Genomic DNA, 12,215 nt, shown 5'->3' with positions numbered 1-12,215 from the left:
GAATGTTTCCGTCGATCCGGCGAGGCATGATCCATGCCCTTGTTGTTGTTTTGTCGCTGTCTACGATTGAAGCAGCAAACGCATATCCTGATCAACCGATCAAGATCATCGTGACGTTTCCGCCCGGCGGCAGCGCCGATATCGTGATCCGCGCCCTGCAGCCGGCGCTCGCGGAATCCCTGAACCAGCCGATCGTCGTCGAGAACCGGGCGGGCGCGGGCGGCAATATCGGAATCGGGGTCGTGGCGCAGGCCGCGCCTGACGGCTACACGCTCGGCGTGGCGGCGGCGGGCGTGCTGACCGTCAATCCCCACCTCAACCGCGCGGCGATGCCGTTCGATCCGGTCAAGGATCTGACGCCGGTGACAATGCTGGCGGAAATCCCGTTCGTGCTGGTATCCTCGCAGCAGTCGGCCATTGCCTCGGTCGCGGATCTCATTGCGAAAGCCAAGGCGCAACCGCAGGGCCTGTCGATCGGCCATGGCGGCAACGGCACCGCGATGCATCTGACCTCGGCCTTGTTCAACCAGAAGGCCGGCATCGGAATCCAATTGATCGCCTATCGCGGCACCGCGCCGGCGACGACGGACGTTCTCGCCGGCCATGTCCCGCTCGCGGTGCTGGACATTCCCGCATCCAGGCAATTGATCGGCGACGGCAAGCTGAAGGCGCTCGGGGTTTCCGCCGCCAGGCGCGTCGCCTTTCTGCCCGATGTGCCAACGTTGGCCGAGCAGGGCCTGAGCGGCTTCGAATCCGTCGGCTGGTTCGGGATCGTTGCGCCCGCCGGCACGCCGCCCGAGATCATCGGCAAGTTGAATGCCGCCTTCGTGAAGGCGTTGAGCGATCCCGCCGCGGTCGAAAAAATCCGCGTTCTCGGCGCCGAACCCGCGCCCTCGTCGCCCGAGGCTTTTGCAAAATTCATCCAGAGCGAAAGCGCGAAATGGGGCAAGCTGATCGCCGAGGCCGGCATCAAAACCGAATAAGACGCCACAGCTCCAGCCCGGCACCGCGTGCTCAAGTCACAGGGCGTCAGCATTTGATCCCGATCAATGCGGCGGCCCTTTTGCTTCGCGATCATGGCGGGTGAAAGGATCGAGCGTGGCACGTAGCGAAAGCCTGTCCCATACCGACGCGCGTTTGAACCGTCCCGTCCGGCCGGTCCTGCGCGACGAGGACGGCCGCCTGCCTTACGAAAGTGAGTTTCTCAAGCAACTCGGCAACCGCGTGCGCGAGATGCGCGCGCTCCGCGGCATGTCGCGCCGGGAGCTCGCCCGCCGGTCCGGCCTTTCCGAGCGCTTCGTGGCCCAGATCGAGGCGGGCAAGGGCAACGTCTCGATCGTGCGGCTGTTGCGGATCGCGCTCGTGTTTCGCTGCGAATAGCGTGTGCGACAGGTTGAGCCCGAGCGCTCAGCTCCGCGCGCGCTTCTCCACATTCGCAATTCGTTCCGGCACGCCAAACTCTTTGCGGCAGACTTCGGCGAGCAGGGCGACCCCCTCGCGGATCTGTTCGTGCGAGGGGCTGGCAAAGCACAGCCGCAGCCGGCTGCCGGCATAGGCCTTGTCGGTCGACCATTCCGGCCCGGGGTTGATGGCGACGCCGGCGGCGAGCGCTGCCTGATAGAGCTTTAGCGTGTCGACATTGTCGGGCAGCTTCACCCACAGAAAGATGCCGCCCTCGGGCGCTTCGAATTCGGCCGCGGTGCCGAACTGCGCGTTGAGCGCTTCCATCAGCGTGCCGAGCTTGGCGCGCAGGCCGCGCGTCAGTTTCGGCACATGGGTGGAAAAATGCGGCGCGCAATATTCCGCCAGCACCATCTGCTCCAGCGCGCCGCTTCCGGCGTCGGTTTTCAGCGCCAGCATCCGAGACATCATTTCCCAGGGCGCGACGATGAAGCCGACGCGCAGGGCGGGGGCGATCGACTTCGAGAACGAGCCGATGTGAATCACGCCGCCATGCTGGCTCATGGCGTAGATCGCGGGCGGGCGTTCGCCGCTCCAGACCAGATCGGCGTAGCAATCGTCCTCGAAGATCGGCACGCCGTATTGCTGCGACAGCTTCAGCATCTCCGCGCGCCGGGATCCCGGCATGATCGAACCGGTCGGGTTCTGCACGGTCGGGATGGTGTAGATGTATTTCGGCGTGATGCCGCGGCTTTTGTGGTCGGCGAGAACAGCCTCCAGCGCGTCCATCCGCATGCCGTGGTCGTCAAGGGGAATGCCGACCGCCTTGACGCCGAGCCGTGTCAGCCGGGTCAGCGCGCCCTGATAGGTCTCCTGCTCGACCAGCACGGTATCGCCGCGCGCCAGGAGCGTTTGATTGACGAGATCGAGCGCCTGCAGCGAGCCCGACACGATCATGATGTCGTCGGCGGCACAGGCGATGCCTGCATCGCGCTTGAGTTTTGCGGTGAGGAATTCACGCAGGGGACGATAGCCCTGCGGACCGCTGGCAAGCCCGTAGGTCGCTAGCGTCTTGCCCTCGCGCCTCAGCACGGCACTGACCGCGTCGATCAGGCCGTCGACCGGAACCTGGTCGGGATCGTTGTTGCCGCCGACGAAACTGTATTTGGCAAGGCCCGTCCACCGCGCCGCCGGGGCCGGCAATCCGGCGGGCAGCAATGGCGCGAAATCGAAGGGGGTTGCGGTGGACATGGATATTCACTCCCGTTTTGTTTTTCGTTGAGAAGGCCGTGCGGCCCTCCGGCAGGCTAGTCTCTTGCAGGCTAGTTCTTGATGATCCTGATCGGCCGCCCCTGGCTGATGAAGGCATAATGTCCGGCGCCGACGCCGCCGACCATCAGCGCCTCGACCGCAGGTTCGGCGATTTCGCCCGTGGCCGCCCAGTCGACCACGAAATTGGCCCCCGTTCCGCCGCGCACGTCATTCGCGGCGATGAAGACCTCGATCGTCGAGAACGGTTTTAGCGCAACCGGCGATTTGAGGTAGCTCTCCACGAGCTTGCCTGCTGTGTCGAAATAGGCGACCCGCTTCAATACCAGGGGACGGGTTTCGGATGCGTTGTGGACGCTGAGCGTGACCGAAAAATCCGCCCGCAGCTTGCCCTGGCTCATCGCGACGCTGGAATAGACCGGCACGTAGAACGCGCCTGTGACGGCGAGGTTTTCTGTGGGCATCGCGGTGAGGGAGGCGGCGAAGTTCTGTTCGATGGCCCCGCTCTGCGCGGCCGCAGCGGGGGAATATAGTATCGACAGTGCGGCCAGAATCGCGAGAAAAGCCCTCATTCCATGGCTGTGACACATTGCTTGTTTGACCCCCGCGCCGGGACCTCTAGGTTGGGGTAGGGGCAAGACCGGACCTATGCACGAACTTATTCGCGATATCACCTTATGCATCCTGTTCGCCTGGGTGCTCGGCCTGTTGGCGCATTTTTCCCGGCAGCCGCTGATCCTGGCCTACCTTATCGCCGGGTTCCTCATTGGTCCATTCGGCATGGGCTGGGTCAAGTCCCAGGAATCGATCAACGTCATCTCCGAGCTCGGCCTGATCTTCATGCTGTTCATGATCGGGCTGGAAATCGACCTGAAGAAGATCGTGCGCGCCGGCAAGGTCATCCTGTTTGCCGCGGGCGGGCAACTGATCGGCGGCGTCCTGCTCGGCATATTGTTCTTTGTCGGGATCGGCCTGTCGATGGGCAATGGCCATTTCGACGCGCTGTATCTCTGCATCGCCTGCGCACTCTCCAGCACGGTCATCATCGTCAAGGTGCTGTACGAGAAGCGCGAGCTCGACACGCTGCCCGGGCGGATCACGCTCGGCGTGCTGGTGCTGCAGGACATTTTTGCGATTCTGTTCCTGGCGGTGCAGCCCAGCCTCGATAACCTGCAGATCAGCGTGATCCTGCTGTCGATCGGCCGGGTCGGCGTGCTGGTGGCGACTGCGCTCGTGCTCAGCCGCTACGTGCTGCCGCGGCTGTTTCACCAGATCGCGCGCCGGCCGGAACTGATCCTGCTCGGCGCGCTGGCCTGGTGCTTCCTGATCGGCGAGATCGCCGAAAAGCTGCATCTGTCGCGCGAGATGGGCTCGCTGGTGGCAGGCGTTTCGCTCTCGACATTCCCCTATGCGCTCGACGTCACCGCCAAGGTGACGACGCTGCGCGACTTCTTCATCACGCTGTTCTTCGTCTCGCTCGGCATGACGATCCCGATCCCGGGGGCGTCGGTGATCGGGCTGGCGCTGATGATCGCGGCGTTTACGGTCGTCAGCCGCGTGGTGACGACGTTCGCGCCGCTCTATCTGATGAAGCAGGGCCTGCGCGCCAGCCTGCTGCCGGCGATCAACCTGGCGCAGATCTCGGAATTCTCGCTGGTCGTGATCCAGACCGGCGTGACCGCAAACCATATCAGCACCGAGACGTCGAGCGCGGCGTCGTTCGCCTTCGTGGTGCTGGCGGTGCTCAGTACCTTCGTGATGGCGCGCAGCGACCAGGTCACGCGGGGCCTGATCGGTCCCTTGAAGCGGATCGGCTTGCGCGATCTCGATCACAAGCATGAAGCCGACGCCGGCCATGAGGGCGGGCACGGGGAGGCGCGCCGGATCGTCATCCTTGGCTTCTTTCGCGCCGCAAGCGCGCTGTTGAGCGAGATCGAGCGCCGCAGTCCTGATGTGCTCGAGCAGATCACCGTGATCGATTTCAATCCGCTGGTGTTCCGGACCTTGACGGACCGCGGCATGCACGTGGTCTACGGCGACATCAGCAACGTGGACACGCTGGTGCATGCCGGCGTCGGCAAGTCCGAACTGATCATCCTCAGCATCCCGGACTCGCTGTTGAAGGGCGCCGACAACGAAAAGCTGGTCCGGCATGTCCGTTCGCTCAACCCGACCGCCAAGATCGTCGCCACCGCGGAGGTCCTGGCTGACGTCAACGACCTCTACGACGCCGGGGCCGACTACGTGACCGTGACCCGGCTCAGCGACGCCCATGAGATGTACAAGGTGATCGAGGCGGCCCAGGCCGGCCTCCTGGAAGACAAGCGCGCCGAGACCGACGCGCTGCTCAGCGAGCGCCGCGAGGTACTGCCGTAAAATGGGCCTGCGTAGCCCGGATTGCGCTGCGCTCCATCCGGGCCACGGGCTGGCATCCTGGTATGCCTGCGGACGCCGTTCTGCCCTGCGTATTGACGCTGGCGCAGACCATTGAGTCCGGCTAATGCACTGGCTGAAGATAGCGAGATCCAGAGAAAATGGCCGATACCATCCAGGAAGTTCTGCAAGCCTTTGCCAAGGGTGAGCTCGTCGTCGTGACCGACGATGACGACCGCGAGGGCGAGGGCGATTTGATCGTCGCGGCCTCGCTCTGCACCGCGGAGAAGATGGCATTCATCATCCGCCATACCTCCGGCATCGTCTGCGCGCCGATCACCACCGACGACGCCCGCAGGCTGCGGCTCGATCCGATGGTGGCGCATAATGAGTCCAGCCATACCACCGCCTTCACGGTCTCGATCGATTACAAGCCCGATGGCGGCACCGGCATTTCGGCGGACGAGCGCGCCTCCTGCTGCCGCGCGCTCGCCAATCCCAATGCCGGCGCCAACGACTTTGCCCGGCCCGGCCACATCTTCCCGCTGATCGCCCGCGACGGCGGCGTGCTGTTGCGCTCCGGCCATACCGAGGCGGCGGTCGATCTCTGCAAGCTTTCAGGGTTGCCGCCGGTCGGCGTCATCTCCGAGTTGATGAACGACGACGGCACCGTGATGAAGGGCGAGCAGGTCGCGCGCTTCGCCGCCACCTACAAGCTCAAGCACGTCACGATCGCTGACATGATCGCCTACCGCCAGGCGCGCGAAAAGCTGATCGAGCGGGTCGCGACCTTCACCACCGACAGCCCGATCGGGCCGCTGCAGGGCTATGCCTATCGCTCGCCATTCGACGAGATTGCGCATGTCGCCTTCGTCTATAATGGCATCGGCGACGGCAAGAATGTGCTGACGCGGCTGCACAAGCCGAACATCGTCAAGGATCTCTTCACCGGCCAGGCGCGCATGCAGGTCGTGCTGAACCATTTCGAGAAAGCCGGCCGCGGCGTGCTGGTCTATTTGCGCGACGGCGCAGCCGGGGTTCCCGTCGAGCCGGTCGGCGAACAGAAAACCGCGGAGGCCGATCGCAACCGGCAATGGCGTGAAGTCGGCGTCGGCGCCCAGATCCTGCGCGATCTCGGTATCACCTCGATCGTCAACCTCACGTCGTCCGTGCACGACTACAAGGGACTGTCCGGTTTCGGCATCGAGATCGTCTCCAACGAAAAGTTGGAGGGATGAACACCGTCATTCCGGGGCGCGCGATAGCGCGAACCCGGAATCTCGAGATTCCCCGGGGTGCAATTGCACCCCTGAGGTCTGGTGCTTGCGCACCATCCCGGAATGACGATCACCCAATCCATTTGCGCTTCTGCCGATAGCGCATTAATTTATGGACAATTTCCATGAGGACAGTGATGCGAAAGGGATTTTCATGAGCGTGCGCCCTCAAGCCAAGGACAAGCCGGCGGCGGCTTCTTTCCAGTGGGACGACCCGTTCCTGCTCGACGACCAGCTCACCGAAGACGAGCGCATGATCCGCGACACCGCGCGCGCCTATGCGCAGGACAAGCTGTTGCCGCGCATCGTCAAGGCCTATCTCGAAGAGAAGACCGACCGCGAGATCTTCAACGAGATGGGCGAGCTCGGCCTGATCGGTATCACGTTGCCGGAGGAATATGGCTGTGCGAACGCGAGCTACGTCGCCTATGGCCTTGTGGCGCGCGAGATCGAGCGCGTCGATAGCGGCTATCGCTCGATGAACTCGGTGCAGTCATCGCTGGTGATGTACCCGATCTACGCCTATGGCGACGAGAACCAGCGCAAGAAATACCTGCCGAAGCTCGCGACCGGCGAGTGGGTCGGCTGCTTCGGCCTGACCGAGCCGGACGCCGGTTCCGATCCCAACGGCATGAAGACCCGCGCCGAGAAGGTTTCCGACGGCTACAAGCTGACCGGCAGCAAGATGTGGATTTCCAACGCGCCGATCGCCGACGTCTTCGTCGTCTGGGCGAAATCGGCCGCGCATGACAACCAGATCCGCGGCTTCATTCTCGAGAAGGGCATGAAGGGCCTGTCGGCGCCGAAGATCGGCGGCAAGCTTTCCTTGCGCGCCTCGATCACCGGCGAGATCGTGATGGATGGCGTGGTGGTGCCGGAAGACGCGCTGCTGCCCAACGTATCCGGCCTCAAGGGCCCGTTCGGCTGCCTCAACCGTGCCCGCTATGGCATTTCCTGGGGCGCGATGGGCGCCGCTGAAGACTGCATGCACCGCGCCCGCCAGTACACGCTCGACCGCAAGCAGTTCGGCCGGCCGCTGGCGGCAACCCAGCTGGTGCAGAAGAAGCTCGCCGACATGGAGACGGAAATCGCGCTGGGCTTGCAGGCCTCGTTGCGCGTCGGCCGCCTGATGGACGAGGGCAAGATGGCGCCGGAGATGATCTCGATCGTCAAGCGCAACAATTGCGGCAAGGCGCTCGACATCGCGCGGGTATCCCGCGACATGCACGGCGGCAACGGCATCCAGATCGAGTACCACGTGATGCGCCACACCGCGAATTTGGAAACCGTGAACACCTACGAAGGCACCCACGACGTCCACGCCCTGATCCTGGGCCGGGCGATCACCGGCATTCAGGCGTTTTCGTAAAGGCGTAATGCACCAAACCTCGTCATGGCCGGGCTTGTCCCGGCCATCCACGTCTTGGTGCCAAAGAGAAGAGCGTGGATGCCCGGCACAAGGCCGGCATGACGGAAGCAAAATCCGCAAATCACGAGTGCTCCCATGGCCGACAACGACGACATCCCGTTCAACCGCGACTTCCCGCTCAAGCCCGGCGTTGTGGACGAAGCCCGCCCCGGCGTGCGGCGTGTCCTCTGCAACAATCCGAGCCCGTTCACCTTCACCGGCACGGTCAGCTACATCGTGGGCAAGGGCAAGGTCGCGATCATCGATCCCGGGCCCGATGACGAAGCACATGCCAAGGCGCTGCTCGACGCCGTGCGCGGCGAGACCGTGACGCATATTCTCGTCACCCATACCCATCGCGACCACTCGCCGAACACCGCGCGGATCAAGGCCGCTACCGGCGCGCCGGTTTATGCGGAGGGGCCACATCGCGCCTCGCGGCCGCGCTTCGAGAGCGAGAAGCACAATCCGGAGTCAGGTGCTGACCGCGATTTCCGGCCCGATATCGAAGTGAAGAACGGCGACGTCATCGAAGGGCAGGGCTGGGCGCTGGAGGCGGTCGCAACGCCGGGCCACACTGCCAATCATCTGGCATTCGCGTGGCCTGAGCGGAAGATCAACTTCGTCGGCGACCATGTGATGGGATGGTCGACCTCGATCGTGGCGCCGCCGGACGGATCGATGATCGACTACATGGCCTCGCTGGCGCGGCTGGAAGCCCGCGAGGAGGATCTGTATTTCTCCGGCCACGGGCCGGAAATCCCGGAAGGACCGCGTTACGTCCGTTTCCTGACCCGGCACCGCCAGGCCCGCGAAGCCTCGATCCTGCATCGCCTCGCCAAGGGCGAGGCCGACATCCCGACCATGGTGCGCGCGATCTATATCGGCATCGATCCGCGGCTGACGAATGCCGCCGGCTATTCCGTGCTGGCTCACCTGGAAGACCTGGTCGCGCGCGGGATCGTGGCGACGGACGGCGATCCGGTGATCGGCGGGACGTATCGGATGGCGAATGGTTAGGTCGTCATTCCGGGATGGTCCGTAGGGACCAGACCTCAGATGTGCAATTGCACATCGGGGAATCTCGAGATTCCCCGGTGCGCAATTGCGCACCTGAGGTTCGCGCTAAGACGCGCCCCGGAATGACGCGCTTTCACTTCTTCACCGTCTTCGGCTGCACCTTGGCCGGCGCCTGCGGTTTCTTCTGCGCCGGCTTGGCGTTGTCGACGGCCGAATTGATGTCCTCGATCAGCTTGGAGACGCGCGCGGCGTTGCTGCCGAGGTCGCTTTCGAAATAGCGCGAGGAAGAGCGGATATCGACGCGCGATTCCTCGCCGTCGGGCGTGATGCGGATCGAGATATCCTCGCGAAATCCCATGATCGGCGTCCGCGCCACCGCCTCGATGCGGCCGATGCGGCGCGGGAGCTGCGGCGGCCGTTCGTCGATCACGAGCCATTTGCGCTTGGTGACCAGCGCCAGCGTTACCTCATAGGCCCGCTGCGGCGGGACTTCGAGCTCCACGGTCTCGATATCGGGATAGGCGATCCGCTGCTGTTCGGCCGAATAGAGCCCGGCATAGACCGCGGAGTTGGCGCCTTCGCCGCTGCGTAAGCGCGCCAGGGCCTCGAAGCGCGGCGGATCGATCGGATCGGTAGTGATGTCGTGGATCGGCGGCAGCTTGCGGTATTGCAAAGCGAGGTAGGCCGGGTAGGCAAGCAGCAGGGTATTGATCAGGAACGCCAGCAGGATCCGGCCCATGCCGCGCGACCCGTTCTGCCAGATTGCAGCAAAGGCGGCGAGGCCGACCAGGATCGACAGCACGGCGCAGCCGAGCGCGCCGAAGAAGGTCGCCAGCGCCGGCTTCATCTCCAGAAAGCCGAAGCGGACGATGAGGATCGAGACCACCACCGCGACCACAGCGAAAATAGCGAGGTTGCGCGACCAGGTGGCGAGGCTGGACACGGGCTCCGACTGGTAGGGAGCGGAAAACCTTCGGGCCATCGGTAAATCTGCCGGGTTGGAGTCTGGCCGGCGGGCGGGCCGGGCTGCAAACTCGCAGCTTGAGACCACGGCGGGGCGCGAATTTCAAGGTTTGCGCGACATACTTCTTGTTTGACGCGGCTTCTTGACGCGAACCGGGTATCCACCCCGGATCAAGTCCGGGGCAGGCTTTCGCTCGAAAACGCTGCTAATCGGGTCATCGCGGGCTGTGACAACCTTCCCGGTTAACCATCCCTGTAAATTGATTATTAGTTGTAGATTGAAGTTGGTCCAACTTTCGTCTACCTCTCGCCTCCGGGTTGTCGTATTTGCCGCAACACGGGACTGTCCTGCACCGGACACGGCGAACACCAACCCAAAGGGGAAACGGCGGGCGTCAGCCGCAAGTGCTGCAGGATGATCTCAACTTCCGGTTCATGTTATTGGGCGAAGCCGTAAGCTTACGGTTGCGCCCTTCCGGAGTTTCAGGGATCATAAGGCGCAATCGGCATACGTCCGCGGGGTGGCGGAAAGCCCCATCAGGGCGAGTGTTCAGTATGAGTGACGCAAAGCACGAAAGAAATGTCGGTCCGAGCGATCCGGAATATTATGCGCCGCGCGAGATGAGGGAGCGGCCGGCCAGCGAGCAGCCGAGCCCGATGCTCATGCCGAACGACGGGTGGCGTCCGCGAATGCCGACGGAAGGACCGCCCTTGCAACCATTTAGCAAGCCTGCACGCCGCCAGGATTCCGAAATGTTCACCAAAGCCGTCGCGCAGGCGATGCAGGAGTCGAGGGACATGGCGCCGGTCGAAGCGCCGTCCGTGCTCCGCGACCTGTCGGGTCGGCGCGCGCTGCTCCAGCAGGTCATCCGCTTCTCGATCGCGGTGGCGATTGCGGCGAGCATAGCGACGCTTCTCGTCATGGCCATCCCGTCTTCGCAGCGGCCCGCCGGCCAGGACAACGCGTCGCTGGCGGCCGCCTGGCAGTCGGTAAAATCGTCGGTTACCCCGGCGCCGCAGCCGGCATCACCGCCGAAGCGCACGCCGACTTTGGCCGTGCAGGATGGCAGCGGGTTTGCCAACGATCCGGTGCCGCTCGGCATTCACGTCGGCGCTCCGCCGCCCGACGCGTTCGTATCCATCAGCGGACTGACGGCCGGCGCACGCCTGACGTCAGGCAAGCGTGTCGGTGGCAGCGAGTGGCGCGTGCCGGCGACGGAGATTTCCGGCGTTTCGGTCATTCCGCCTGACGGGTTCACCGGCCAGATGCTGGTCACGGCGGAATTGCGTGACGGTGCCGGCGTGGCGCTCACCGGCACCTCCACGCGGCTGACCTGGCAGGCGCCGCCAAGCCTTGCCGCGGTAGCAGCGCCAAGGGTCGCCGCGGCGCCGCCGGCTGCCGTGCCGCCGCCAGTTGTCGTGCCGCCGCCGGTCGCCGTGGCGCCGCCGGTTGCCGTGGCTACGGCCGCGCCGTCGGCGATGCCCGCGCTGCAGGCGGAGGTCGTGCGCAGCCTCGATCCGAGGGAAGTCGCTGCCTTGATCAAACGCGGACAGGATCTGCTCGCCAGCGGCGACGTCCAGTCGGCGCGGCTGCTGCTGATGCGCGGCGCCGAGGCGCGGGATGCGCGGGCGGCCTTGCTCGTCGGCACGACCTATGATCCGGCGCTGCTCCGGCAGATCGGCGCCGACGGTCCGCTGGCGGACGCCGCGCAGGCCCGCACATGGTATCAGCGGGCAAAGGAATGGGGCGAACCCGACGCGCAGCGAAAGCTGGAAGCGCTGGCGCGCTCGCGCTGATTTCGACGCGGCGCGTTCGCACGCGCTCGTGCCGACACGCTCGAGTACCTGGAACGGAAAGGCTACACTGGCAACATCCGCGGCCAGTTCGCCTATATCACCAAGCTCTGCAATGAAGAGATGCACGTCGTCGCCAGGACGTCGATCCGCAGCCTCGCCGATCTGAACGGCCGGCGCGTCGCGGTCGACCTGCCGAACGGGGGCACGTTCGTCACCACCGCCATCACGATCTTCGAACGGCTGGGCATCAAGCCGGCCTACGCCTTCATCGAGCAGCGCGTCGCCTACGAGAAGCTGAAGAACGGCGAACTCGATGCCGTCGTAGCCGTGCAGGGAAGCCCGTCCAGGGCCGTCAGCCAGGTGAAGGGAGGAGAGCCTGCATTTCGTCCCGATCCCTATAGCGGGCCGCTGCAGGGCGATTATCTGCCGGCCGAGCTCAGGGCGGAGGACTATCCGTTGCTGATCCCGCCCGGCGGCCGTGTCGACACCGTCGCGGTGCCGGCGATCCTGGCCGCCTGCAACGCTCCAGGGCTGTTAGCGGCCACGATCGTGGCGGTATATGCAACGGGCGGGCCGCCCCGTTCTACGACCCGCCACGTCGTGCCGACCTGCTTTCCCGTTTGCGGGGAATAGAGGTCCTAATCTCCGCATAATATGCGGAGATTAGCTTTTTTGCGGGAAGGCGGCCTTTCTGAATTGAGAGCCGG

At 64.5% G+C, this 12,215-nt stretch carries 11 protein-coding genes; 8 read left to right on the top strand and 3 right to left on the bottom strand.

Features of this window, described 5'->3' with window-relative positions:
- The first annotated feature begins 110 nt into the window (after positions 1-110).
- Positions 111-983: a Bug family tripartite tricarboxylate transporter substrate binding protein gene (locus V1293_RS14655; protein ID WP_334510591.1), complete on the top strand. Its 873-nt coding sequence runs from the start codon at positions 111-113 to the stop codon at positions 981-983.
- Between the two features lie 199 nt (positions 984-1,182).
- Positions 1,183-1,380, top strand: a complete 198-nt coding sequence (locus V1293_RS14650) for a helix-turn-helix domain-containing protein (protein WP_442894350.1) — start codon at positions 1,183-1,185, stop codon at positions 1,378-1,380.
- Positions 1,381-1,407: 27 nt separating this feature from the next.
- On the opposite strand, the gene V1293_RS14645 is transcribed toward V1293_RS14650, so the two are convergent.
- Together V1293_RS14645 and V1293_RS14640 are read right to left on the bottom strand one after the other, a co-directional pair.
- On the bottom strand, positions 1,408-2,652 hold the full coding sequence (locus tag V1293_RS14645; RefSeq protein WP_334510590.1) for an aminotransferase-like domain-containing protein: 1,245 nt from the start codon (positions 2,650-2,652) through the stop codon (positions 1,408-1,410).
- 71 nt (positions 2,653-2,723) lie between these two features.
- Positions 2,724-3,242 (bottom strand): DUF3124 domain-containing protein, encoded by a 519-nt coding sequence (locus tag V1293_RS14640; protein ID WP_334510589.1) that lies wholly within the window; start codon positions 3,240-3,242, stop codon positions 2,724-2,726.
- A gap of 76 nt (positions 3,243-3,318) precedes the next feature.
- Between V1293_RS14640 and V1293_RS14635 the strand changes: the two genes are divergently transcribed.
- The 4 genes from V1293_RS14635 (at position 3,319) to V1293_RS14620 (ending at position 8,748) form a co-directional block, all read left to right on the top strand.
- Positions 3,319-5,046, top strand: coding sequence for a cation:proton antiporter (locus V1293_RS14635; protein WP_334510587.1), 1,728 nt, complete (start codon positions 3,319-3,321; stop codon positions 5,044-5,046).
- 158 nt (positions 5,047-5,204) lie between these two features.
- Entirely contained in the window at positions 5,205-6,281 is a 1,077-nt protein-coding gene (ribB, locus tag V1293_RS14630; protein ID WP_334510586.1) for a 3,4-dihydroxy-2-butanone-4-phosphate synthase, read from the top strand.
- A 193-nt stretch (positions 6,282-6,474) separates the two neighbouring features.
- Positions 6,475-7,689, top strand: a complete 1,215-nt coding sequence (locus V1293_RS14625; protein ID WP_334510585.1) for an acyl-CoA dehydrogenase — start codon at positions 6,475-6,477, stop codon at positions 7,687-7,689.
- Positions 7,690-7,824: 135 nt separating this feature from the next.
- A complete protein-coding gene (locus V1293_RS14620) occupies positions 7,825-8,748 on the top strand; it encodes an MBL fold metallo-hydrolase (RefSeq protein WP_334510584.1) in 924 nt (307 codons plus the stop codon).
- A 133-nt stretch (positions 8,749-8,881) separates the two neighbouring features.
- Here V1293_RS14620 and V1293_RS14615 read toward each other — a convergent pair whose 3' ends face one another.
- Positions 8,882-9,730, bottom strand: coding sequence for a DUF1499 domain-containing protein (locus V1293_RS14615; protein WP_334510583.1), 849 nt, complete (start codon positions 9,728-9,730; stop codon positions 8,882-8,884).
- Positions 9,731-10,464: 734 nt separating this feature from the next.
- Between V1293_RS14615 and V1293_RS14610 the strand changes: the two genes are divergently transcribed.
- Together V1293_RS14610 and V1293_RS14605 are read left to right on the top strand one after the other, a co-directional pair.
- Positions 10,465-11,508 carry a hypothetical protein gene (locus V1293_RS14610; protein ID WP_334510582.1) on the top strand — a complete coding sequence of 348 codons (1,044 nt, stop codon included), beginning with the start codon at positions 10,465-10,467 and terminating at the stop codon, positions 11,506-11,508.
- Between the two features lie 48 nt (positions 11,509-11,556).
- Positions 11,557-12,141 (top strand): TAXI family TRAP transporter solute-binding subunit, encoded by a 585-nt coding sequence (locus V1293_RS14605; protein WP_442894349.1) that lies wholly within the window; start codon positions 11,557-11,559, stop codon positions 12,139-12,141.
- Positions 12,142-12,215: the final 74 nt, after the last annotated feature.

The sequence above is a fragment of the Bradyrhizobium sp. AZCC 1693 genome, assembly GCF_036924745.1.
Classification (GTDB): Bacteria; Pseudomonadota; Alphaproteobacteria; order Rhizobiales; family Xanthobacteraceae; genus Bradyrhizobium.
The sequence above is the reverse complement of the archived record's forward strand: the minus strand, read 5'-3'. Positions and strand labels throughout refer to the sequence as shown.